This is a genomic window from Saprospiraceae bacterium (genome assembly GCA_026129545.1).
Taxonomy (GTDB): domain Bacteria; phylum Bacteroidota; class Bacteroidia; order Chitinophagales; family Saprospiraceae; genus M3007.
In genome coordinates, this window is record JAHCHX010000003.1 from 150788 (window position 1) to 175215 (window position 24428).

A 24428-nucleotide genomic window follows, 5' to 3' on the forward strand; every position below is an offset into this window, starting at 1 on the left:
TCGGGTGAGGTGACAGGAGGTGGGATTAAAGCAAACTGCTGGGCAAACATAGCAAAATTGTGAGGCAAATACTGCAATTCTGCTGTGGACTTTAACAATCGGGGGCGGGCAAATTTGCACCATGCGACGCTTGGCGCGTGCCAACGCTCGCGCGGTGGTCAGCACCCGAACCCACCCAAAAAAGAAGTAGGGGGTGAAGCAGGGTACGAAAAGCCCGGCATCATCAACAAACTTTTCACACCATACATGAAAAACATTCCATTATCACTGATTCTTGCCCTTTTCGTGCTTGTGTCCCTCTTTTCATGCGCGAAAGACCCACAGACACTAGTTACCAAAGATTCTGGCTTGAGCCATGTGGTCAGCATGGTCAAAGACAAGGATGGCATTTTGCACTTGACGGTTTCCGCCGCAACTTCACAGGGTGACGCTGTGAGAGACCGCGACGGGTGCACGATGTACGAGGCGATAAGGTTTACAGAATTCACCGGATTTGCCCCCGACAGTAGTGATGACCGTGTAAAGGTTGACACAGTAAGATTTCGCCTTATCAAAATCAACAAGAATACCAACGCTCGAACTGCCTTGACCAACTACATAACCGCGACCAATGTGGGTGGGCTGAATGTCAGTTGGTTCAACCAATCGCCGCTCTCGGACTACTGGTATGCCACCGAGTTTGACAAATGTGGCCCAGTAAGCGGCCCGGGTACCGAACCTGATTTCACTATCACCGACTTTTGGGGGGATGACTATTTGGTACAAGTGAACCCGTGGGACTGCAACAACCGTCGTGCTGCCGACTTTATCCCCGGCCCAATTTTGAGTAATGCCTTTCAGGTAATTGTTCGTTGCTCATTAAACGAAAACTGTACGATATCACCAGTTCCGCTCGAAGACCCTTGTTATTTTTGAGTATTGACGCACAGGTATTCTAAAGATTAGACATTATGTACTTTTAGTCACTTGGTCCAAATTTGGTCTTTTTGCCCTGCTTTTCGGTTATTTTTTCGTCCGTAGCTAAGGCTAAAAACTCAAAAACAAGCCTCAATCAGAACTAAAATCCCAAAATTTCGACTCAAGCACTAAAAGTAAATAATGTCTATTGCAAAACCAATGGGATGGTTACTGCTTTTATGGTGACCATCTCTAGTACTCGGCGCTTGATTCCGTAAATCGGAAGACAAAAGCCCTTTCTCGGAATAATTCTTGTTGAAATCAAAATTCTCCCCGCCATTTTTTTCCTCTATCAAAATTGCATTTCCCCATGTCACATTTTTCATCTCGCGGCTTAATTTCCGTTACGCTCTGTCTGTTCTTCACATCGCTGTTCAGCCAAATTCCCACCTTTCAAAAAGCATATGTCGGCGAGTTCCGTGATGACTGCCTATGGGGAATTGAAACAATTGACGGTTTTTTGCTGGCAGGCCGAGGACGACCGTTAGCCGGGGGGGTGGATGGGCTGCTCATTAAAACAGACCAAAATGGCAAACTCATTTGGAGCAAAAATTATGGGGATACAAGGCCCGATTGGTTCACATCTGCGGTAGTGGCCAATGACGGTGGATTCGTAGCCTACGGCATGAGCGGCGGCACATCATCGTCTGATGCGGGTGTCTGGTTGGTCAAAGTGGACAGCATGGGCGAGTTGATTTGGCAAAGGACTATGGGGGACACAATATCTTCGGAGAATCCGGGTGTACCTATGGTGCATGTGCCTGACGGGTACGTTGTTTCGGGCACTGTTAATCAGCCACCATTGGGTATTCGGGGGGCTTTCGTGACTCGAGTGGACAATAATGGAGAAACGTCTTGGAGCCAGTTTTACGCTACCGATACAGCGCTGGGCAGTAACATTGTTCTCCAAAAACTGGTTGTTCAATACGCGACAGACACCATGCTGTTTGCTATTAGTACAGCAGGAAAAAGTGCGGGGTTTGTTGCCATAGACCCCTTTTCTGGGGACATAATTCGCACCACTGAATACAGTCATCCTGATTATAGGATGGACTGCACTGCCTTACAGCCCACACTTGATGGAAATTTTGTGCTTAACGGCTTGGCCACTCCTGATGACCCTAGCACCCCCCGTTTATTGTGGTTATTGAAAGTCCGTGCCGATGGGCAGATAATCTGGGCAAAAGCATATCCACCTAACTTCAATTGGTCTAATCTTTTTATTACCTCGCATTTCAGCACAGCCTCGGATGGAGGGTTTATTATATGCCCTTCCGAAGTAAAACAATCGGGAGGAACAGACTACAGAATGTTGATGAAACTTGACAATAACGGTGATGTGCTTTGGAAAAAGTCCTATACAAGTATCTCATCAACGCCTAACTGGGTTTTGCGCTGTTTTGAGACATCTGATGGAGGTATTGCTGCACTTGGAAACTTTACCTTTCCGAGTAGCTATGATGATTTTTTCTTGATGAAAACCGATGCCGACGGCGAAATAGCGGGCTGCTGCTCCGAGAAACGCGACTTCCTGCCTCCCGTTGATTTTCCCATAGAGGCCGTGCCCGCATCCTACCATCAAGAAGATTACTTGACCTTCAAGCCAATAAATCTAACGCCTACTTTTGCGGTGAACTACTCTGATACCAGCATCTGCACCGTCTCCCCCCGCCCCACCTTACACGACACCCTCCGCTTCTGCCCCGGCGAAAGCGTCACTATCGGCGACTCCACCTACGCCCAGCCCGCCACCGTCTCCCTCCTCATCCCCTCCGCCACCGACGACTGCGACACCCTCGCCACCTACACCCTCGAACACGAAGCCCCCGACCCCAACGCCGCCCTCCAACTCGACTGCCCCGCCGACATCTCCGTGCAGGCCAATGTGCCCACAATCGTCCACTACAACGAGCCGACGGCCTGGTCGGACTGCAACTGCCCCGACCTGACCCTTGTCAGGGCCAGCGGCCCGGCCAGCGGCGTCGCCTTCCCCCTCGGCGCCACTTCCGTCTGCTACCAAGCCGACGATGCCTGCGCCAACTCGCGCGCCTGCTGCTTCACCGTCACCCTCGCGCCCGCCCCGCCCCCGCCCAGCGATGCCTGCGACACCAAGACCATCGGCTGCCTCCAATTCGAACTCCTCCAGGTCAACCGCGACTACGCCCAAAACTGGGCCTACCACGTCCGCCTGACCAACTCCTGCGCCGACGCCGTGCAGTACGCCTACCTCCAAGTCCCCAAGGGCCTGCAAGCCCTCGCGCCCATCAACGACATCGTCTATACCACCTCCAATGGCCACACCTTCACCGCGCGCAACCCCAACTTCTCGCCCTTCTACTCCGTCCGCTACCATTTCGCCGCGCCCACTTTGGCCAGCGGCCAGTCGGAGACCTTCCGCTATGTGCTGCCCCAGCAGGCCGACGTCAAGTACATCCACGCCGCCGCGCGCCTCTTTTCGGGCGCCTTCGTCGAGACGCACCTCAATACCTTCTCCTGCCCGGTGGGCACGGAGCCACAGCCCAAGCCCGAGGCGGGCGAGCGCGGCGACTACGGCGGCGGCGCGCTGCGGGTGTACCCCAACCCGGTTTCCGCTGAGGAGGCGCTGTTCATCGAAGGCCTCGACATGGAGGGGAGCGATTTCGTGCTTCGTGACTTGACGGGCAGGCTGGTGCTGGAAGCGAGCGTTACGAGCGGTCAGGTCAGGGTGGGCGAGGCCAATTTGGCAAACGGGCTATATTTTTTCAGCATTTTGAAAAACGGCTTGCCTGTGGGGAGCGGGAAGGTGGTGGTGGTGAGGTGAGTGGGGGGGCAGGGCAAACGCATCAAAATGGCACAAACCTCGGAGAGGTCAAATGTTGGTAGAAATGGTGTGTTTTTGTGATAATTACCATGACCTCGGAGAGGTCAAATGTTCCATCGCAGCAAACAGGTCACCGACATTCGCCCCCACTGGGGTCGTAAACACCGCTAAAATGGGGCGTTTCTACCAACATTTTACCTCTCTGAGGTTTGTGCCATTTTGATGCGTTTGCCCTGGGGGTCAGAAAAGTTGATAAAACCCCACCGCATTCCCCCCCCAAATCGCCGCTTCTTCTTTCGATGAAAAGGCTGCGAAATAATCGTCCGCCAACGACTTGACTTGCTCATACTCCCCTGTCACGAGGCAAACCGGCCAGTCGGAGCCGAACATCAGCCGCTCCGTGCCGAAGGCTTCCGTCACCGTGTCCAAGTAGAGCTTGAACGTTTCGGCAGACCAGTTCCCCCAGTCGGCTTCTGTCACCATGCCCGATATTTTGCAAAAGACATTTTCAAATTGACCTAAGGCGCGAATGTGCGTCGCCCAGGGTTCGAGCAAGCCTCCCCTGATGTCAGGCTTTCCGAGGTGGTCGAGCACAAACCGTTGATTCGGATGCTGTTGCACAAATTTTATGACGGCGGGGAGTTGCCTGTGCACGACCAAAATATCGTAGGCGAATCGCGTTTTGCTCAATGCCTCGATGCCGCGCCGGAAATTTTTTTGCAGTAAAAAATCCTCGTCCGCCTCCGCTTGCACAATGTGACGAAAGCCTTTGAGCGCCGGGAACGACGACCAATAGTCCAACCGCTCATCAATGTCGTCCGCCTGAAAATCAACCCAGCCGACAATGCCTTTGATAAACGAATGTCGGGCTGCCAGCGAGAGAAAAAAAACGTTTTCCGCCTCCTCTTGGTGTACTTGCACGAGTACCGCGCCGTCCATGCCGTTGGCGGCCAAAACTGGCTGCAAATCTTCCGGCATAAAGTCACGCCGGATGCGGCGCATTTCCTCCGAAATCCAGCCGTAGCGTTCGGAGTCGTACTGCCAGAAATGTTGGTGTGCGTCAATTTTCATAGGCGACGGCGATTTGTTTTTGCGTCCCCAAGTGGTCAATTCCCAACTCCACCACGTCGCCAACTTTCAGATAGCGAGGCGGTTGCAGCCCAAGCCCCACGCCAAACGGTGTCCCTGTGGAAATAACATCGCCGGGCAGCAGGGTCATAAATTGGCTGATGTAATGGACGAGAAAAGGGATTTTGAAAACCATGTCGTCAGTGTTTGAGTCCTGCATGAGTTCGCCGTTGAGGCACAGCCAGAGGCGCAGGTTGTGTGGGTCAGGAATCTCGTCTTTTGTCGCCAAAAACGGGCCGAGCGGCGCGAAGGTGTCGGCGCTTTTGCCCTTCACCCATTGGCCGCCACGTTCGAGTTGGAAGGTGCGCTCGGAATAGTCGTTGTGCAAGGCATATCCAGCTACGAAATCCATCGCCTCGGCCTCCGCAACGTAGGCGGCTTTTTTGCCAATGACGACCGCGAGTTCGACTTCCCAATCTGTTTTTTCCGAATTTTTCGGGATAATCAAGTTGTCGTAAGGGCCGCACAGGGCGGTCGTGGATTTGAAAAACAATATCGGCTCGGAGGGCAGCGGCACGTTGGTTTCGGCGGCGTGTTGCGCGTAGTTGAGGCCGATGCAGACAATTTTGGAAGGCCGAGCGACGCAAGCGCCAATTCTCGCTTCGGCAGGCACGGCGGGACAGCGCGAGGCGTTGGTTTCCAGCCATTTTTGCAAACGAATCAGGCCGTCATTTCCGAAAAAATTTTCGTTGTAATCTTCTCCAAACGCCGACACGTCGAGCCTGCTGCCGTCGGGCATTTGCAGGGCGGGCTTTTCTTTTCCGACATTTCCGAAACGGAGCAATTTCATGACTTTCAATTGTTTGGTAAATTTATGTGCCACAAGGGCACGAAGACACCAAGTTTTGATTCAAAAAAATCGTTGTGCCTTTGTGGCTAAAAGACTTACGCCGTATTAAGATAAACGGTAGTGGAAATATTTAACCGATGACATTTAAGTTGTAGTGGTATGCGAAGCGTTTGAAGTGCAGATTGAGCATATACTCCTTTTTGGAGAAAGAGAGGGTTTTTCGGACGAGTCGGCTGATACGCTGGCGCAAGGTGTTGTTCAGCCTTTCGACATGGTTGGTCAGTCCGGTCTCTTTGCCGACCATGAGGTGTGTCTCGCTGGGCAAACATTGATACGTCGTCCAAAAATCGCTGAAACTCAGACATTTTTGGTACTCGTGGGGGAGTTTGCGCCAAAGTCGCTTGCACGCCCCCACCGAGCCGTCGCCAATGAAAAAGGAGAGTATCTGCCTTGTTCTAGCACTGAACAATCCAGACCCGTACTTGATTGATTTTCAGGGCGATGTAAGTGAACAGTTCGTCCGCCTCTAACTGGTCGTCGGCTTGTCCTTCCTCAATGGTGTTTTTGAAAGGGGAGAGTTGCCGCGCTTTTTTTTTAACCAGTTGAGTACCGTCCGATGCGAGACATTCAACAAGCGCCCCGTGCCTCGAAGGCTTTGCCGCTCTTGGTAGGCACGCTCCACCAGTTCGGGGTCTATGTTCCTGCTGGGCTGCTTGCTGTCCAATACCCGGCAGCAACCACAATCTTTGCACTTGTAGGTTTGGGTGCCGGAGCGGTTTTTCCCGTTTTTGACGATGTTGCTGCTTTCGCAGCGGTGACAACGACGAACTTCTGTTATCATGGCGCAAAATTACATTGTCAGTTAAGTATTTCCACTACCAAGATTTTTTTATTGACATCGCTTAAATCTTTGTTCGCTGTTGTCCAACTGTCTTGTTTAGCAATTATAGTCGCTCCAGAGTGCTTATGAACAAAGCGGTTCATGCGACGACAGGCTTGCCGAGTCGCTAAAACTTAAAAGAGATAAGAGAGTCAAGTTCATCTTTGTAGAGGTGGAGTTTTTCGAAGAACGGCTTTGTTGCATGAATCCCCTTTCCCAGGTGCAGGTTGGTAGAAATTGAGCCGGCAAGTGTAACTTTGAGTTGCGAAACCAAAACGCACTTCCCGGCTCATGTCAAAGATAGACGCTTTAACGAACCAACGCAAGCCCAAAGACCGCTAAAAAATCACGAACTGGTCGGAGTACAACGCGGGCTGAAGCAGCGCGGGAGCCTGATGCTGTGGCTTTATGAGCAGGTGTCGAAAAGTTGGTACCACAGTGGGCCCGCCAAACGGGGGGGGGCAAATGGTTTACCCGTCGGACTGCATCGTGCTGCTTTTGAGCCTGAAGTCGGTCTTCCATCTGGCCTTTCGGCAGTTGGAGGGCTTTGCCGGCTCGGTATTGGAACTGATGGGGGCAGACCTTCGGGTTCCGTCGTACACGCAGATATGCCGTCGACAGGCAGGGCCTCAAGTCCCCTTGCGCATCCGGCGGGCGCTTCGGCAGGGCGAGGCGATCCATCTGGTGGTGAATTCCAGCGGGTTGAAAATCTATGGGGAATGCGAATGGAAGGTGCGCAAGCACGGGAGGTCCAAGCGGCGCACATGGCGAAAAATCCACTTGGGCGTTGACGAAGGCACGGGAGAAATCACGGCCGCAGTACTCACCGACAACAAGACCGACGATGCCGCCATGCTGGGCCAACTGGTGGCAGACACCTTTGAGCAGGGAGTTGACATCGGCAAACTGGGTGCCGACGGGGCCTGTGACACCTACGAGTGCTGGGACATATTGGTGGAGGCCGAGATCGAGCCGATCATACCGCCCCGGGAAAACGCCGCATACCAGTTGGACAAAGAGGGCCTGCCCACGGATCACCCTCGGAACCAAGCCTTGGATATCATCGACCAGGGCGGAGTGGAGGCCAACCGAAAGGGCTGGAAAGCGCAATCGGGCTACCACCGCCGAAGCATCAGTGAAAATGCCTTTTTCCGTTGGAAAACTATTCTGGGCGAAGATATGTATGCCCGAAAGATCGAAAACCAAAAAACTGAGGCCGCCATCAAAGCGGCTGTATTGAACCGATTTATTCAAATCGCCGCGCCGAAGGCTGCAAAAGTCGCCTGATCCTTAAACGGGGAAAGGGAAGCCGGCTTCGCGAGGGGGTTCATGCAACAAAGCCATCTTGTTCAGTTGATTTCGGATGAAGCTCAATTTGCTCCGGGCGTGTTCGCATCGCATTGGCGGTTCAATTATCTTCTTTTCACAAATTTCATTGAGGATGCTGTCCAACATTTTTATCTCCTCGTACAAGCTCTTGGGCAATCGTTCGTGATTGTCTTTCAGACGTTCGACACGGGCTAAACCTTTAGCCCATTCGTTTGCCGACCAAGCAGACTGTTGAGCGGATAGGCTTTGCAGCAATAAGGCATATAGCAATGTCGTGAAAAATAATCTCATGGCATTTTGAATTTTGTTGTCTCAAAAATCTGTATTTTGCTCCTTTTTCGAAATTATTACTTGCAAAGCGAACAATTTTCCTTGTGAAACGCAAACTTCATTGAACACTGGTAGCCTCATGATACATCTATTATATCTCTTGGTTCCGCCAAATGGGATGCGAGTACCCTGCGAAATATGGAAAAGAAAAACCCCCCCCTCAAGCCATGCGCGAACGCAAGGCAATGGAAAAAGCACAGTCAATACAAAATCCGCGAGGGGGAGGGAGAGGGAGAGGGGTCTAGGGCAAACGCATCAAAATGGCACAAACCTCGGAAAGGTCAAATGTTGGTAGAAACGCCCCATTTTCGCGGTGTTTACGACTCCGGCGGGGTCGAATGTTGGTGACCTGTTTGCTGCGATAGACATTTAACCTCTCTGAGGTCGTGATAATTATCACAAAAACACACCATTTCTAGCCATGTCAAACCTCTTCGAGGTCGGTTGTATTTTGATGCGTTTGCCCTGGGAGAGGAGTCTGTTCATATCATTTTCATTTAGTTTAGTTTTACAAATATTCCTGTCCAAGCACCGTTTTGGCTGCGAACGGTGAGGAAGTGCACACCAGTCGAAAGCCCTGACACGGGCAGTGCAATCAAAGCAGTATTGTTGCCAACGAATGGGGGCTCCCACACCTGCCGAAGCTGCCCCATTGCGTCGCGGATTTCGATGGACAAAATTTGCTCCCGCACCTCAGGTGCGAGGCGCAGCGTAAGGTCGCCCGTAGTCGGGTTGGGGTACAGTTGGAAGTGCGGGACAAAGGCGGGTGTTTGTATCGAGACGATACATTCGGCAGCTGGCAAGATGTAAACATGGATAGCCAAAATACTATCGCATCCGTTCACCGATAACAGGGTATGCTCTATGTATAGGGTTGAAGAATCAACCACAAATCCAAAAATCGTAACTCCCATGCAAACAAGGGTGTCAAGGGTATGGTGCAGTGTTCCCGATTTAAAAATCTCGTGAATGACCTCGAAGTAAGAAAACTGGCTCGTATCCGCCGACAGCTTATTCGGCTCTCCCGGGTTGCAAATCGTATCGCTAAAAGTTATAGTGCTTGGTTCAGCGACGGTGTGAAACACTATGTTCGTCAATTCAGGTGCGTTGTAGTCGAAATAAATAGCCGCCGAGTTTTCTATCCGTGTGCCGGGCGGGTTGGAAGGTGTGGTTGTTTGACGAACCGAAAACTGCACGAACCCGTGTGAAGCGACTTCGTTCGTGTTGCTGTCGGGCAGCATGATGTCGTCGAAGATGAATTTCAGCACGTTGCCCTGCACTATTTCAAACAAGTACGGGTGGCTCGACGCGCCGGGCCGTACGCTTGCCATGTCGAGGAACGGCGAGAGGGTGTCGCGTATCACGACGCGAAATGCCGTGTCGGTGCCGGTGTTCTGGAAGCGAATGAGGTATTTCAGCGGTGTGTTGTCGCGGATGGTGTGTTCATCGCCCAAGCCCTCCGGGAAGGTTTGCTTGTCGTTGGGGTCCCACGAACCCACGATAGGGTGGCAGTCCACGGCGGTGTGTGGCCGGGATTCGTCTTGTGGGTATTGAAGAAGGAAACTGAAATTTGTGTTTTCAGGGCAGCCCTCTATGGTAGCCGATGCAATTTCGCTGTAAGGATGCTCTGGATGTTGTAGTGCTTCCAAACGCCATGTTTGGTTATTCGCATTTTCCACAAGAAAGATAGTGTCAGCCCCAGCATTCAATCGGAACTCTCCTCGAAAGTAGAGCACTGTTTCTTCAATGATAATGAACTCTGCAGGCACTTGCATATCACCAGTGCCTGTGTTTTTTATAGTGAACAGCACCGTATCGCCTGTGCAGGTGGCTGTGACGACGATATCGGATTCGTCCCAATTGAGGGAAGGTAGGCATGGGGAGTCTGGTAAGATGTGCGCCCTTGCGCATTTCCGCTCACCAATTATGGTACTATCACAGTTGACCGTGACTTTCACGGAGAAAGAGCCGCAATGCTGCGGCGGCACGTCGCCCAATTCTACGAGGAAGATATTGCCGCCTATGTGTTCCCACTGACCCGGCAACGTGGAGGTGTCCACGTCGAGAAAGGTGTCGAAGGCAAGATAGACATGGGCGCTGTCGGCCACAGCCGTGCCTTCGTTGCAATAACTGATATTGTAAAAGTTGTCGAAACAGCGCCTCAAAAGAGGGGTGCCAATATCCACAACCATTACAGGGCATAAGATGGGCGTGAGCACACCAATGGCAGTATCCACCGTTTGGAAAAACTGGCCAAAGTTCACCTGAACCGTGCCGCAGGGTATCCAGAGGGCGTTAGGCGATTGGACACTTAAAACATAGGTGCCTGTATCCACGAGCGTGGAAAAGCGGCCCATGGTGTCCGTGACGGTGTAATAAGCCTGATTGGCTTTTTCAACTTTTATGAGCCATTGTTTCAAGGGTGGCTCGGCACCGTCGTAAAGGCAGTTGCCCTCGTCGCGGAAAAGGATGCCGGAGAGTGAGTTGGTGAAGGAGTTGAAGAGGGAGTCTGTTTTGACGAGATAAGCAATCTCGGCGGCCCCCCTTTTCGTGAACCCTCCGACAATGAAACCGTCGTCAGCGGTCTGCGAAACACTCCATAAGTAGGTTTCAAACGCGCCGCCCACATTTTTTTGGGCAAGAAATTCGCCTCCCCCATCAGTTTTTAATAGCCAGCCATCGGGAGTTGGAAATACCAGACACGAAACGACCAACTCGTTGTTTTTGGTCTCGATTATGTCCAATGGGAGACTGACCACTGCTCCCGGAGAGATTTCATAATTCTTGAACCACTGCAAATCCCCTGACGCATTGATTTTTAGCAACCCGATTTCGTTGTGTTCCGGTATGCCGTTCAAAAGCGTGTCCACCCAGCACGCCACCACAAACCCGTCATCGGCTGTGGCAAGCATGCCGCCATACACGGTAGCAAAATCATAGCCGCCCGTGTAGCTGTTAGACCACTCCACGGCTCCGTCGGCATCTGTTTTTATGATATGGACGGCATCGCAGATAGGGGTGTACAGCAGGAAACCGCAAGCTATGCCACCGCTTAATATAAAACCGCCATCCGGGGTCTGTAGCAACCCCCTTCTCCCCATGTAGTCGGCCTCCGTGCCTCCATAGCACCAACTTCCGGTGATGCCCCCTTCCGAATCCAAACGCAACAGCCAGATATCCGAGCTGCCGTTGTGACCGACCACATCGCCATCGGAGGAACGAGTGACGGTGCCAATCGCAAAGCCACCATCCGAAGTTGTGATGGCTGCGAGCAGTCCGTCGCCGTCGTTCTGGCTTCCGCCATACGTCCTTTCCCAGATTATGTCGCCTCGGGGATTGGTTTTTAGGACATATACATCTTGCCCTCCCTGCCCAAAACTGGTGGTGGTGCCGACAACGATATAGCCCCCGTCGTCGGCGAGCAAGATAACCCACGCCGAATCCTGACCTGCTCCGCCATAGTTGTGCAGCCAAAGTTTGTTGCCCTCGGCATCGGTTTTCATCAAAAAAATATCGGTGTTGTTGGTAGGGCTTTCAACGCTGCCTGTGGCGACATACCCTCCGTCGGCGGTCTGGACCACGGATACTATGTTGGCTTTGCCTGTTTGCTCATAAGTCCGCTCCCATCCTTGCCCCCATGCCGGGTGAAGCAATAGGAAGGATAAGCAGGTGATAAGCAAATAATGAGGAAGTTGGCGTTTCATGTTTGACTGTGCTTTTCGTGAAAATGGAACCAAGTGATTTTGAGCGGGTTGGGGCAGTTTTCTCATCGCTGCACCGCTACCTTCACCACGGCTGTGCCTGCCGCCGTTCGAACGTGGAGCAGGTAGAACCCCGGTGGTAGGTCACGACACGAATAGTTTTTCAGGGCCGACCCGGCTTGGAAATCCAGTGTTTCCCTGAAAATAACCTGTCCCGTGCTGCCGAACAGTTCGACTTGCACGGTCTGTTGTGGTTCGCCTTTCATGTGCAGGGTAAAATAATCGCCGGCGGGGTTGGGATAGACATTGAGGGCCTCGAAGAATTGAGGGATGGAAGTTCCGACCGAGGATTGGTTTAGTTTGAGGATAAAGATGTCCCATCCGCCTGCCGAAGTAAGGTTGTGCGTTGCCAATAAATCGGGGTCAAAATCTAACGTGGCCTGAAATACGCCCACGATATGAATACTACCCGCAGCATCTATTGCGATGAAAAGGCCATCATCCCATCCGCTTCCGCCGATTCGTTCGGCCCATGAGAAATTACCGTCGGAGTCCAGCTTGCAAATAAAAACATCATAATTCCCTGCTGAAGTCAGACTATACACATCCGGCCCCGGGTCAAAATCGGCTGTGCCTTGGAAGGACCCCGTGACATATACATTGCCCATCGCATCAACGGTTGCAGCATAGCCGAGGTCGCCTAAGGTACCGCCCATTCGTTTTGCCCACACAAAGTTGCCGTCCGGGTCTAATTTGCTGACGAAAATATCATAGCTGCCGGCAGAAGTCAGGCTATATACATCCGACCCTGGGTCAAAATCGGCTGTGAATTGGAATTCTCCTGTGGTATAGATATTTCCCAAAGCATCAAAGCCGATGGAGTAACCGCCATCGAAAAACAATCCTCCCATACGTTTTGCCCACACAAAATTGCCGTCGGGGTCTAATTTGCTTAAAAATATGTCTGCATTGCCTGCCGAAGTCAGGTTGTATACCTCAGGCCCTGGGTCAAAATCTACTGTGTTCCGAAACACCCCGGTAGTGAATACATCCCCCGACGCATCAACCGTAATAAAATAACCGATGTCAACGGCATTCCCGCCTATTCGTTTAGCCCAGACAAAATTGCCAGCATCGTCCAATTTGCTGATAAATATGTCGGAGCTGCCAGCCGATGTCAGGTTGAATATGTCAAATGGGTCTGGGTCAAAATCAACTGTGCCGGAAAACCACCCGGTAGTATAAACATTGCCTGATGAAGTCACGGCGATGGAAAGCGCCCTATCATCGGCAGCTCCCCCTATTCGTTTGGCCCACAATAAGTTGCCGTCTGCGTCCAATGCGCTGATAAAGATGTCGGAGCTACCCACCGAAACAAGGTTGAACGTATCCGGGCCGGGGTCAAAATCGGCCAGACCTATAAATCTTCCGGTAACGTAAACATTGCCCGATGCGGCCACGGCGAGCGAAAGCCCCCTGTCATCTGAAACGCCCCCCATTCGCTTTGCCCATATAAAATTGCCATCGGGGGCTGATTTGGAGACATAGATATCATTGCCCCCTGCCGCAGTCAGGTTGAACTTATCCGGGCCGGGATCAAAATCTACGGTACCCTGAAAATGGCCTGTTGTGTAAACATTGCCAAATGCATCTACGGCAATATACCAGCCTTCGTCGTCAAGTGTGCCGCCCATCTGTTTTGCCCATTCAAGGGTCACGTCCTGCGCTCGAATAAAAGGAGGCATCAACAAGGCGAACGCCAGTCCACCTGCACAAAAAGCCATGCAAGGGCGCCATGAAAGAATTGGGTCGGTCGTTTTATTTGCCCGGCACAATTGCCCATCTTTTTCTGGCTCTAACAAGTGTTGGTGGCGAAGTGGGGCGGGCAATAAAGCAGAGTGTTTCATGGCTATGCTTTTTAAAAAGTGAAAACAAATGGTCGTGTGGCGATACAGGGTCAATCGTACAGACAAAGATTTCATTTTCCCACTCATATCCAAGCAGTATTTCGGGTTGGAATTAGGTTGGAGGTTATGGTTGGAAAAAGGTTGGAGAAGAGTTCGATAATGTCAGTTCGGGAAAACACCTGAGTCGCCAGAAAAGGAGAGAGTGCCGAGTCAAGCAGCGCCCCCCTATACGCCTTGCTCACAAAATGTTGCTGTCTGCATCAAATGTGCTAGTAAATATGTTGGAACTGCCCGCCAAGGGGTTACAGTTCAAATTGTCGTAATTGCAAGCCGGAATGATGGTCATGATTCGAAGAATTGAAAAATGAAAGAATCAGAAACAGAACCGGTGCCGCTACCTGCCACGACACCGGTTCAAGAGACAACTGCGCTGCTATTGCACTAACATCCTGCGTGAATCAGTCACTTTTCCGTCAACAAACAGCGAGCAGAAATATACCCCCGTAGCCAATTTTTCGGGACGAAACGGTATCAGTATTTCACCAAATCCATTTATTGGAATCCGAGCGATTTCCCGTCCAAGCATATCCGTTATGCGAATTTCAGCATTAGGTGTGTTCACAGGCAGGAAGACAGGTATCACAGTCTCGGAATCGAATGGGTTGGGCCGATTCTGCAACAGCCGGGGTGCGTCTGAGCCGGCTGGGGCGGCAGGCACACGGATGCTCATGCTCTCCATCGCCAAATCGTAGGTTCTCGGCAAAATATCCTCCTCGGCGACACTCAACTCGCACGACACAGGGCAGTTGTCTTGCCGCACTCGAAAAACTAAACTGAGCAAAATCGTCCCGTCCTCGACAGAATGGCAGGCCGTCGTCGGGTCGGAGGCGAACCAGAGCAATGGCAGCACGCCCTCCCGAACCTGTGGTTGCGACAGAATGCCTTGCTCCCATTCGTCCAGGCAGCCAGACAACAAGCGCAGGAACTCCAATTGTCGAGTATCGAAGGAAAGCGCCACTTGAAAAGCCGCGATATCTTGCCAGTTCCGGGCTTTCAGGTGATAGAACACGAGGTTTTCGCCTTGGCGGCATTCTTTTTCAAAAAGGAAGGCGAGGTTGCCGGAGGTCATCATTTTGTTTCCCGGAGTACACTCCCCATTGATATTGCCGATTTCAATGGCTACGAAATCGCGGTCCGCTATGTCTATTACCAAATCAGGCAGATTATATGCTTCCTTATAATCGGGAACAAAGGGGTCGGGCTGGGGAAGAAAAACGTCGTTCACCGCAACAAAACGCCAAGCTGGCTGAAATGCGCCGAGTGTTTGGAGTACCATTAAGTCGGCTGTATTCACAATACCGTCGCCGTTGATATCGCTGGCTATTTTGATAAATTCGGAATACAGTATCGAGCCAGCCAACAACCCATTCAAAAAGATGGCATCGCCTATGTCAACACAATCTGGGTCAATGGTATTGGTTTTGGGAGCGGGACGCACGGTGTAAGTGTAGCCTCCGGGCAAATTATTGAAAAAATAAGTTCCAGCGGCATTCGTATATGCAGTAATGTTCGATGCCCCTGATTGGCTGGACATGAGCGTTAGTGGTATATCTTGCGCTGCCGAACCATCTTCATAAACTACTTTCCCGCTTACCTGAACATTGCTCAGGATGCATGCCGAGCCACTCTCTGCCTTTACCGGGATGGCGGTAAAAGCGTCTTTGTACGCCTTCATCAGCCAAATCGAGCTATTGATAGACAGCGTCTTGCATTCGTCGGGCTGGCCTTCGATGCGCACTATCAGATAGAACAACGTATCTCCATCAGGCAAGGTGAGACCTATTGGCGATGACCAAGTTAGGCTCATAGCATCCTGTCCGGGTGTGAGCGTCGGGGCGAACAAGGTCAGAGCTGCCGCTTCGACACCTTCGAATCTGAACTGGTCCGGCAAGGCAATACGCGCGGTGCCTTGGATGCCATGAATGTCGTTGAAATTTTCGGTTGTCACTGGTATGTGGAGCAATGTCCCAACTGGCCCTGATACGTTGCCGACGATGAGCAAGAGTGTGTCGGACTGAGGCGGCACCTGCGATTCGTACGGCCCCATGTCCACCGTATTATTGAAAATACGGTTATTACCATCCAGATCGACGACTACACCTGATGGAACGGCATTATTGTCGCCTTTGTCAATGGCTGGCGAGCTTGGGTGCAAGCGCAGGTCGAAGTTGACGGCATCCATGAATTTCGGGTCCTTGTTGTAGAGCATACCGCCGCCCGAGCAATCCACCGTGCCATTGCCTGCACTCAGCGCGTCGCAGCTTGCTGCATCCGCCAGCGAATAACTTATCGTAACCTTGTTGGCACTTGTTTCACTGAAAAAAACCGGGCCGGCGGGAGCGGTGTTTTCCCACAAAATGCAATTTTTCAGTACCGGATTGTTGTTATTTGCACTGTACATCGCCCCGCCGTTCCCGCTTGCCGAATTCCAGGAAAACGTGCAATTGATAAGCAAGGGACTTCCCGCGCCACTGTTGTACATTGCCCCGCCGGCATCGGCGGAATTGTAGAAAAAGAGGCAATTGGTCACTGTGGGGCTGCTGCCGTTGTTATTGTTCACTGCCCCGCCGTACCAATTGGCCGAGTTGTTTATAAAAATGGTATTGGTCAGCACCGGGTTGCAGTCGGTGCCTGAATTGAACATGGCACCGCCGCTTTGTGCCGAAAAATTGTCGGCGAAGTAGCAATTCCCCACCTTGGGGTCGCTGTCTTGATGGCTGAACATCGCGCCTCCGGCCGCGTTGGCGCCAATTGCTGAATTTTCTAAAAAGCGGCACCCAGTCAGCAAGGGACTACTGTTGCTATTGCAAACTCCGCCGCCCAAGTTGGCCGAATTGGCAATAAACGTACAGTTGGCGATACCGATATCCGCATTTTCATTGAAAATCCCGCCGCCGGCACTTGCTGGAAAAACAGTTCCATTGGCCCGACCGCCCGAAATGGTAAAACCGTCGAGCACGGTCTGCGCAGACAGGTTTCGCAGGTGCATGACGTGGTAGGCGTTGTCATTCATGTTGCCCGGCATGCCGATGTCGCCGCTGAGAACGGTCGTATTGCCGGACGTATCCCGGTCGGAGAGTGCCGTTTCCGTTCCGGCAAAGCCGCCATAAATTTTGATGCTGTGGTCGCGCAGGTAAAAGGTTTTTTCCCTGGGATTGGCGGGATTAGGATTGCCAGTAGTATCCGCTGTGGGCAGGTAAGTACCAGCGGCAATCCAGATTTCCTGAATATCCGGACAGATGCCGCTGTTGGCCATGTCCAGCGCGGCTTGGAAATTCGGAAATGCGTTTTCCCAGGAAGTGCCATCGTTGGCTCCCGTGGCATCCGATTTGACGTACAGGATAGTGCCGGAAAAGCAGCTTGCCTGTAACTCGTAAGCGCCCAAGTCCACCCTTCCGTTGAAGATGCGCGGATTGCCTTTCAAATCGGTAACTGCGACCACGGCATTGTTGTCGCCCTTATCTATGGCGGGGGAAGTTGGAGACAGGCGCAGGTCGCCGTTGGCGGTATCCACGAACAATGGGTACTGGTTGTAAATCATGCTGTCGGCACAAATACCCGTTCCATTTCCCGCATTTAGCGCGGCGCAATCGGTTGCATCTACCAAGGAATATCTTAACGTGACAGTGGCCGCATTGTTAACATAAAAAACAGGCCCGTCGCCAATCGAGGTGTTTCCCCATAAAATGCAGTTAGTCAGAACGGCGTTACCGCTCCAGTTGTATAATGCTCCACCGTTTTCTAACGCCGTATTTCCAAACAGGGTGCAGTTGACCAGCACCAAACTGCTCATATCGACGTTTTGTATTGCCCCGCCCCGCGCACTTGAGGCATTATTGTAAAAAATGCAATTATTCAACACAAGGTTGCTATTGTTGAAATTGAGCATAGCTCCACCATCAATTGCTAAATTCCCGAAAAAAATGCAGTCGGTCAGCACAGCGTTGCCGTCATGAAAATTGGCCAATGCTCCGCCAGCATCTGCCAAGTTCCCGGAAAAAATACAGTTGGCGATATCGGGATTGGAGCCGTTGATACTACCGTAGCCATTGTTGTGAATCCCTCCGCCAAAGTGAAAATCGGTTGCCATCCCCGCCGTGATGGAAAAACCGTCAAGCCGCATAATATTACTTACTGCCTCAATCCAAACGACATGATACACGTTGTCGCCAACTAAGTCGGTGGTGCGTTCAGCAATGAAGTTACCGTCTATGTTAACATCGTTGTCGTCAATGTCTCCACTCAGGATAGTCGCATTGTTGTCAATATCTCGCTCCAACAAGGCGCTCTCATCCCCCTTGAAACCGCCGTAAATGGCGATGTCTTTGTTTATGAAAAATGTCCTGTCCCGATTGGTTGTGCCGTCGTGCGTTTTGGAGGGCTTATAAACGCCGCGTGCCACCCAAACCTCGTCGCCCGCCGTCGCGGAATCAATGGCATCCTGTAGGGCGACGAAGGCATCCAGCCAAGAGGCACCATTGTTTGCACCCGTTGCGGCATGGTTGACATAGAGCACTTTCGGCGACAAGGTGCCAACCGTCACCATTCGATAAGACTCGTTACTGCCGCAAGCATTGGTGACCGTAAGAGTCACTGTGTAGGTGCCGTTGGAAGCATAGGTATGCGTCGGGCTGGGGGTTGTGGAGCCTGAGCCATCGCCAAAATCCCATTGGTATGTTGTTCCATATTGGGAAAGGTTGCTGAACTCAACCGTTTTGCCTCCTAAATTAAACGTGGTGAAGTCAACCAATGGTGAACCATATACCGTAACGAGGGTTTCAAAGGAATCTTCGCCGAAGGCATTGCCAACTGACAGGGTCACGAGATAAGAGCCGGGGTTATTGTAGGTCACTAAAGGAGGGTTTTGAAGTTGCGAGTATGAGGGCGTGCCGCCTGGGAATTCCCAATACCACCAGTCAATACTTCCCGGAGGTTCGGAGTCGTCCTTAAATACTACAGTTGACGGCGTGCAGCCATTAAATGGAACTTGCAGCACTTTGGTAAATGCCGCGACCGGCGGCGTTGCAGCGGCAATTGTATGTGCAGTCGTTTTCAAGCCTGAATTGGCGGTTTGTTCTACACCCTTTTCGCTGTTGAAAACATGAAGGCGCATGCCATTATTGACCCCTATGCCAGGCAAACAGGCCCAAAAGGCTATCAGGAACAATTGTTTAAAGCAGGTATTGGCAAAAAAAGGGGGCGTGTGGTAAATCAAAAAATGATATTTCATATCCAGTGCTTTTGGTTTGAAAATAGCAGGTGATTGACGGTTGGAGCGGTTATAAGCCGTTGGCCGGCACAGTAGTCCGCAACACATTCAATGTTTCTTCGGAAGCCCTTCGGAAGGGGCAATAAAATACCCGGCGGCGCGCAGATGCCGCCGGGCAGGGGTCATTGGTTTTCTATTTCAGTTAAAGGCAGTCATGACCGCCGCTGCGTCGCGATTTCCTACAATATTTTTTGGAACTTGGCTCTCCAGGGCGCGGGCCAGCCGCCAGCAGGTTGATTGACTGGACCATTCCAGACGAGGATGAGTTCATAGCCCGGCACGTAGAGTTCGACTTGGTACACCAGCCCGCCGACCGTCAAGGTATTGGTGCCGGGGATGTCCAGAGAATATGTGTTGCCTATTGTTACAATGGGGTTGGGCAAGCCCGCTTTTTTCAGTATCCGGTCACATCGGTCCGAAGTGCCGTCAGAGTAGAAAATGAAGGTCATCTCGTACAATGGACTTGGCGTTTGATCAATTTTGATATCCTTAGATTCCCAAGTGCCGTAAAGGTCGGAATTGACGGGCGATGGCGGTGGGTCGCATGGGCCGATGCCGATGCTGTTACAGGAGAAAGCGGACAAGAGTGTCCACAAGGCAGCGAGAAAGAGTAATTTGAAAACCAAAAAGTGTTGCATAGCGGTTAGATTTAAGTATTGAATGTGTAAAATGAATTCGTTTTTTAAAAGGTGGTTATTGGCAAAGGGGCGGCATCGGTCATCGTTGAACCAATACGTTCACGACCGCCACGCCTGCTCCTGTTCGTATATGCAGACGGTACAGCGCGGGGGGCAGACCGCCGAGGTCGAACTTGCGTACAAGCGCTCCATCACCTTCGGTTTCTGCTATTTGGCGATACACCAAGTGGCCGTACGGATGGAAGAGGGCGAGTTCGACCTGACCCGGTGCCGCGCCGCTCATTTCAAGAATGAAATGCCCGTTATTGGGATTCGGATACAGCCGCAACACGCGGAGCCAGGCAGGCATTTCCGTGCCGACAAGTCCCACTGTTTTTTCCATCATGCTCATCCCACATTCGTTTTGCACGGTCAGTGTGATGGTATATGTGCCGGATTGAGCATAGATGTGCATGATATCTTGCAAGGTGCCGGTGGTGTCGGTTTGCCCGTCGCCGAAGTGCCAGATGTAGATTTGGCCGTTTAAGGATTGGTTGCTGAGCGTTACGCTCAATGAATCCAGCTGAATGGCACCAATCTGAAAATCAGCTACTGGCAAGTGAAGGAACTCTATCCAGACCGCTTCGGATACTGCTGTGCAGCCATTGACATCTGTCACTCGCACTTCATAGTACCCGCTCGAGTTGGTCGTTAAAAGAGAATCCGTGGCACCGGGAATCGTATCCCTGTCTATCACCCATTGATTGCCGGAGACATAAGAGGAGGTCAACACAACATTCGACCCCATGCAGGCTGGTATTGGGTTGACTACGATATCGGGGATAAGCGGGAGTGGATGAACCGTAACCGTCTGGGTATTGGTGTTTACGACTATCCAGTGGCCCGAACTGTCGCTCGACAAGCTGTGCCAGACTTCGTAGGTACCCGGCTCATTGTAGGTATGCGGAGGCGGGTTTTTGCCGGTGAAAAATGTTCCGTCGCCGAAGTCCCAGAAAAATAAAAAACCGGGCAGGCTGTCAAAAGGAATGTTGTTGGTGAAGGTGACGGTCGTGCTTCCGCAGCCTGTCGAGTTGGTCATGGAAAAAGGCGGATCTATGTCCAATGTTCGCGTAAGCTGGAACGTCCCGGTGTTCGGAATAACCCCCCATAGCATTGCGTTGAACCGGAGATTAATAGCGAGGTTGAACGAACCGGATGTGTCCGGCGTACCACAAATTCTGACACAGCCGTCTGGGTACGCAGCGGGAATGTAGGCCAAGTCGTTGGCCTCCCACTTCAGGTATTCCGGCAAGCCCGTGATGGACATTATTTCGATTTGGGTAATAGGGCCTACCCAGGCAGGTGCCACCTCCGACATGTCTTTTGGCAAGCGGAATGAAAAGCTTTTGTCATAAGGAACACCCTTCACCCCTGGGGGAATTGCGGAGAGGTACATCGTGTCTGCCGATAAATCGGACGGCAGGCAGATGATACATCCTGGGCAACCGTTCTGAGCAGGCAAAATGCCTACGGCAAATAAGATAAAGCAGAACAAAACAACGTGTTGTCGCATAATGAATAATTTTGAATGTCAACGAATTATGGCAAAGCAGATACAGGGTCTTCCCGGCTCAAAAGCCGGAGCGACCAAAAAAGCAGTTTAGAAAATCTATAAGCTTGGATTATAAGCTCGTCGCAGTGGACGTGTTTCTTGGAGGGATTTCTAGGATGATAAGGCAAAGTTCAGCACCATTATTTTTCCAATCCAGCCATCCCAAACCCTTCTGCTATCTTTCTTTAATCTGGATTCTATTAGCTGGCGGGACACTTCAGGTTGTTCGGGAATTTGCACCAGCTAACCTGCCCGAATCACTCCATGAATGGCGCCATCCACGTGTTCTTTCCATGCATCGCTCCGGGCTCGAATTTGTCTGCGGATACGTGTGCCTGAGATAACACCGATGTCGTCCGGGGGAATAAAACAATTCACCTCGTACCCGACTCCCCGGCCGTAGTTGATACTCTCTATATCCGGTATCGCCATCACCTCCACCGGTTGACCTGCATAAACCCTTTGGATCATGGCAATAGTCTGCGCGGTGGTGAACGGGTTTTGGGCATCCTGCGGCAAATCGCGCACAGCCACCAGCACCGGGACGCCCTGTTTCAGCTTTTGGTCTATCAACCACTTGTGCCCGAAATGAAAAGGTTGCCAGCGTCCGACAAACAAGGCGCGGGGCCGGGTTTCGGTTGAGGTAGCATTTTTTGCCGGGACAAGGGCATCTAAAATAAATGTTGTTAGTCGCCGGGCAGATTTTTCCGGCACTTCCTCCCCGGTGTTCAGAGTGAGTTCCGGATGAACAGGAATTTCATAAGGATCATCGACACCTGTAAAATGCTCCAGCCGTTCGGGGTGGTTTTCGGGTAGCGCGGCGCGTCTGTACAGTCCTTTCACATCGCGCGTTTTCAAAATTTCCAACGGACAGGACAAGTACACGGTTTTTACGAAGGACCCGGCCAAGTGTAGTGCCGCTCGCGATTGCTCGTACGGATTGATAGCGGATAAAAGAACGATCACACCGTGCCGGGCCAGGGTCAGACCGACGAAGCCCAAACGGGCTATGTTTTCCAAACGGTCTTCTTTTGAAAATCCGAGATCGCTGCACAGGTGGCGGCGGTATTCGTCGCCGTCAATAATCTCCACCTTGTGGCCCAGGACGAGGAGCTGTTGTTGTACGGCGCGGGCAAGCGTGGTTTTACCAGCGCCGGAAAGGCCGGTTAACTGGATCAGTAGCATGGCAAAGCAGGTTTAAGATTGTGATCGGTTTGCATTGAAAAAATCCGGTATTGATTGGTCAGCCAACAAATCGGCAGTATCGCCAGGTAAGTCCATTGGGCCAGCGTCAGCCCCAGCGCCACCGGCGTGTTGACGCGAATGCATTCCAGTAAAAAACAAAAGCCAGCAGACCCAACGAAAAAGAGCAGTCCCGTGCGCCCGTCGGGAGCGCCGCTTTTCCAACGGCGAAGCAGGTAAACGAAAAAGAGCAGGTGAAAAAAGCTGTCGTACAAGGGCGTGGGATGTACCGGCAGACGGCTTGGGCGGATGCCCCATTCGTAGTGCATGCCCCAGGGGAGTGTAGTCGGTATGCCGTAACAACCGTCGCCCGAAAACTGGCAACCCAGTTTGACAAAAACAATAAACAGGCAGGTTGAAAGCGCAAACAGGTCGAAGCTCTTCCAACGGCTCACAGACGAAATGGCGAGTAACACAACTGGAAGAAAGAGCGCGTAAAGCAGCATACTCCCATTCCAGCGCAATGCGCCAAATCCGGGGTTTTTCAAAAGCAAATCCCACTGAAACGCTACGCCTCGGCTCAAGCTAATATTGAAAAGCGAGAACAAACGCGCGCCGCTCAGCCCGGCCAACACAAAAAATGCAGACAGTAGGAAGAAGGCTGGCCAATGCGCCCGCAACAGTTTGACCCGCCAACACACCAATAAAAAAACCAACACCGCCAGCTCGCCTGCGTTACGAGAAATGGCATTCCAGTTCAGCTGGAGGTCCGAAATGTCAATTTGATGTAGCATAATCGTTTTGATTTTGAGCAAAGTGCAGGTGAATATGCGTCATAGTTTTTGGAGCATCCATTTCCAAGTCTTGCTCCGGCCGGTTTTGCATGCGTAAAACCAGAGGGTTCATTAGCCGAAACCACGCCCGGGGAATCAGCGCCAAGAGCAGCATTTTAGACGGTAAATGCGGCATACGAGGGCCAGCAAGCAAGCCGACTTTATGCAGCGGCCGCTCCAAATGATGGGGCGAATGCACGAAGAGGAACCAGGAATTGTAATTGTCGTATTTGAAATAGCTGTTCCACGAATGTTTCATTGTTATGGCTTCACCGGGCAACCTGCGCAGACCGTAATGTTGGGCATAATTCGTCAGTTCATACAGGACATACACCAGCACGCTCTGGCCCAGCCAAAACAACAGCAGTAGCGGTTGAACAAAAAACAACGACGCGGCAAAAAGCGCAAGCAGGCCCGTGAACAGGTAGTTGTTTCTCCGAATCTTAGATTTGACAACAGGCGGCAAATCGCTCCGGCGGGAATAGCTTCGCCGGATTCGCTGGAGAAATGTCCGGCCTATGAAACTATAAAAATGTTGTCCGAACCTGGCGCTGCTTGCGTCCTTTGCCGTGCCAACCAGTTCGTGGTGACCGTAAATATGGTCGGCTCTAAAAAAGGGCAGGCAAAGCGTGAAGAGCATCAAATTGCCCGTCCAACGCTTAAAAAGAGAATCTGAGTGAGAAAAATCGTGCGCTAGCGGCAACATGAACGTTCCGTTGCTGAATGCAGTCGAAACCAACAAAGCGATAAAATTTAAGGCATCGAAATGCCAGTTGGCCACCAAACCGTACAGGGCCACATTGAACCCAACCAACAACAGGGCGCATGCAATTTTCACCTGCTGCATACGGCGGTTGGAATAAAAAAATGTTAACTCCTGTCGCAATTCCGCTTCGCCGAACTCACCCATCCGCATTGCCGGATAGATCGTTGCAATCAAAAGCAGGATATAAAGCGGCACAGCATTCGCCCATGCCATGAAAAGCAGGGCCAGATACCACCAAACCGAGCCAGTATATTTTAGCGTTTTCAT

General features: G+C 51.7%; 17 protein-coding genes. 4 read left to right on the forward strand and 13 right to left on the reverse strand.

Annotated features, from left to right (window positions below; translation table 11 throughout):
* Positions 1-246: 246 nt before the first annotated feature.
* Positions 247-915 (forward strand): hypothetical protein, encoded by a 669-nt coding sequence (locus KIS77_18425; GenBank protein MCW5924305.1) that lies wholly within the window; start codon positions 247-249, stop codon positions 913-915.
* 352 nt (positions 916-1267) lie between these two features.
* A complete protein-coding gene (locus KIS77_18430) occupies positions 1268-3757 on the forward strand; it encodes an HYR domain-containing protein (protein MCW5924306.1) in 2490 nt (829 codons plus the stop codon).
* Between the two features lie 240 nt (positions 3758-3997).
* On the opposite strand, the gene KIS77_18435 is transcribed toward KIS77_18430, so the two are convergent.
* The 4 genes from KIS77_18435 to KIS77_18450 all read right to left on the reverse strand — a co-directional run bounded on the left by KIS77_18435 (position 3998) and on the right by KIS77_18450 (position 6516).
* Positions 3998-4828, reverse strand: coding sequence for an amidohydrolase family protein (locus KIS77_18435; protein MCW5924307.1), 831 nt, complete (start codon positions 4826-4828; stop codon positions 3998-4000).
* Positions 4818-5675 (reverse strand): fumarylacetoacetate hydrolase family protein, encoded by an 858-nt coding sequence (locus tag KIS77_18440; GenBank protein ID MCW5924308.1) that lies wholly within the window; start codon positions 5673-5675, stop codon positions 4818-4820. The genes KIS77_18435 and KIS77_18440 overlap by 11 nt, the downstream gene beginning before the upstream one ends.
* Before the next feature lie 130 nt (positions 5676-5805).
* On the reverse strand, positions 5806-6144 hold the full coding sequence (locus KIS77_18445; protein MCW5924309.1) for an IS1 family transposase: 339 nt from the start codon (positions 6142-6144) through the stop codon (positions 5806-5808).
* A 57-nt stretch (positions 6145-6201) separates the two neighbouring features.
* Positions 6202-6516, reverse strand: coding sequence for an IS1 family transposase (locus KIS77_18450; GenBank protein ID MCW5924310.1), 315 nt, complete (start codon positions 6514-6516; stop codon positions 6202-6204).
* A gap of 504 nt (positions 6517-7020) precedes the next feature.
* On the opposite strand from KIS77_18450, the gene KIS77_18455 reads away from it, so the two are divergent.
* Entirely contained in the window at positions 7021-7842 is an 822-nt protein-coding gene (locus tag KIS77_18455) for an IS5 family transposase (GenBank protein ID MCW5924311.1), read from the forward strand.
* Between the two features lie 3 nt (positions 7843-7845).
* On the opposite strand, the gene KIS77_18460 is transcribed toward KIS77_18455, so the two are convergent.
* The 4 genes from KIS77_18460 to KIS77_18475 all read right to left on the reverse strand — a co-directional run bounded on the left by KIS77_18460 (position 7846) and on the right by KIS77_18475 (position 18734).
* Positions 7846-8175 carry a hypothetical protein gene (locus tag KIS77_18460; protein ID MCW5924312.1) on the reverse strand — a complete coding sequence of 110 codons (330 nt, stop codon included), beginning with the start codon at positions 8173-8175 and terminating at the stop codon, positions 7846-7848.
* Positions 8176-8711: 536 nt separating this feature from the next.
* Positions 8712-11918 carry a T9SS type A sorting domain-containing protein gene (locus KIS77_18465; GenBank protein MCW5924313.1) on the reverse strand — a complete coding sequence of 1069 codons (3207 nt, stop codon included), beginning with the start codon at positions 11916-11918 and terminating at the stop codon, positions 8712-8714.
* Between the two features lie 62 nt (positions 11919-11980).
* Complete coding sequence (locus KIS77_18470; GenBank protein ID MCW5924314.1) at positions 11981-13822, reverse strand: T9SS type A sorting domain-containing protein; 1842 nt, start codon at positions 13820-13822, stop codon at positions 11981-11983.
* Between the two features lie 433 nt (positions 13823-14255).
* Complete coding sequence (locus tag KIS77_18475; protein ID MCW5924315.1) at positions 14256-18734, reverse strand: PKD domain-containing protein; 4479 nt, start codon at positions 18732-18734, stop codon at positions 14256-14258.
* A gap of 249 nt (positions 18735-18983) precedes the next feature.
* On the opposite strand from KIS77_18475, the gene KIS77_18480 reads away from it, so the two are divergent.
* Entirely contained in the window at positions 18984-19145 is a 162-nt protein-coding gene (locus tag KIS77_18480; protein ID MCW5924316.1) for a hypothetical protein, read from the forward strand.
* A 185-nt stretch (positions 19146-19330) separates the two neighbouring features.
* On the opposite strand, the gene KIS77_18485 is transcribed toward KIS77_18480, so the two are convergent.
* The 5 genes from KIS77_18485 to KIS77_18505 all read right to left on the reverse strand — a co-directional run bounded on the left by KIS77_18485 (position 19331) and on the right by KIS77_18505 (position 24428).
* Entirely contained in the window at positions 19331-19789 is a 459-nt protein-coding gene (locus KIS77_18485; GenBank protein MCW5924317.1) for a hypothetical protein, read from the reverse strand.
* 79 nt (positions 19790-19868) lie between these two features.
* Positions 19869-21341 carry a PKD domain-containing protein gene (locus KIS77_18490; GenBank protein MCW5924318.1) on the reverse strand — a complete coding sequence of 491 codons (1473 nt, stop codon included), beginning with the start codon at positions 21339-21341 and terminating at the stop codon, positions 19869-19871.
* 282 nt (positions 21342-21623) lie between these two features.
* Positions 21624-22565, reverse strand: a complete 942-nt coding sequence (gene cysC / locus KIS77_18495; protein MCW5924319.1) for an adenylyl-sulfate kinase — start codon at positions 22563-22565, stop codon at positions 21624-21626.
* On the reverse strand, positions 22556-23356 hold the full coding sequence (locus KIS77_18500; protein MCW5924320.1) for a prolipoprotein diacylglyceryl transferase: 801 nt from the start codon (positions 23354-23356) through the stop codon (positions 22556-22558). The genes cysC and KIS77_18500 overlap by 10 nt, the downstream gene beginning before the upstream one ends.
* Positions 23340-24428, reverse strand: a complete 1089-nt coding sequence (locus KIS77_18505; protein ID MCW5924321.1) for a fatty acid desaturase — start codon at positions 24426-24428, stop codon at positions 23340-23342. The genes KIS77_18500 and KIS77_18505 overlap by 17 nt, the downstream gene beginning before the upstream one ends.

Coding starts and splice junctions, on each gene's coding strand:
- KIS77_18425 (MCW5924305.1), top strand. CDS start 247: ATGAAAAACATTCCATTATCACTGATTCTTGCCCTTTTCGTGCTTGTG.
- KIS77_18430 (MCW5924306.1), top strand. CDS start 1,268: ATGTCACATTTTTCATCTCGCGGCTTAATTTCCGTTACGCTCTGTCTG.
- KIS77_18450 (MCW5924310.1), bottom strand. CDS start 6,516: ATGATAACAGAAGTTCGTCGTTGTCACCGCTGCGAAAGCAGCAACATC.
- KIS77_18480 (MCW5924316.1), top strand. CDS start 18,984: ATGAAGGCGCATGCCATTATTGACCCCTATGCCAGGCAAACAGGCCCA.
- KIS77_18455 (MCW5924311.1), top strand. CDS start 7,021: ATGGTTTACCCGTCGGACTGCATCGTGCTGCTTTTGAGCCTGAAGTCG.
- KIS77_18465 (MCW5924313.1), bottom strand. CDS start 11,918: ATGAAACGCCAACTTCCTCATTATTTGCTTATCACCTGCTTATCCTTC.
- KIS77_18490 (MCW5924318.1), bottom strand. CDS start 21,341: ATGCGACAACACGTTGTTTTGTTCTGCTTTATCTTATTTGCCGTAGGC.
- KIS77_18470 (MCW5924314.1), bottom strand. CDS start 13,822: ATGAAACACTCTGCTTTATTGCCCGCCCCACTTCGCCACCAACACTTG.
- cysC (MCW5924319.1), bottom strand. CDS start 22,565: ATGCTACTGATCCAGTTAACCGGCCTTTCCGGCGCTGGTAAAACCACG.
- KIS77_18460 (MCW5924312.1), bottom strand. CDS start 8,175: ATGAGATTATTTTTCACGACATTGCTATATGCCTTATTGCTGCAAAGC.
- KIS77_18485 (MCW5924317.1), bottom strand. CDS start 19,789: ATGCAACACTTTTTGGTTTTCAAATTACTCTTTCTCGCTGCCTTGTGG.
- KIS77_18435 (MCW5924307.1), bottom strand. CDS start 4,828: ATGAAAATTGACGCACACCAACATTTCTGGCAGTACGACTCCGAACGC.
- KIS77_18500 (MCW5924320.1), bottom strand. CDS start 23,356: ATGCTACATCAAATTGACATTTCGGACCTCCAGCTGAACTGGAATGCC.
- KIS77_18505 (MCW5924321.1), bottom strand. CDS start 24,428: ATGAAAACGCTAAAATATACTGGCTCGGTTTGGTGGTATCTGGCCCTG.
- KIS77_18440 (MCW5924308.1), bottom strand. CDS start 5,675: ATGAAATTGCTCCGTTTCGGAAATGTCGGAAAAGAAAAGCCCGCCCTG.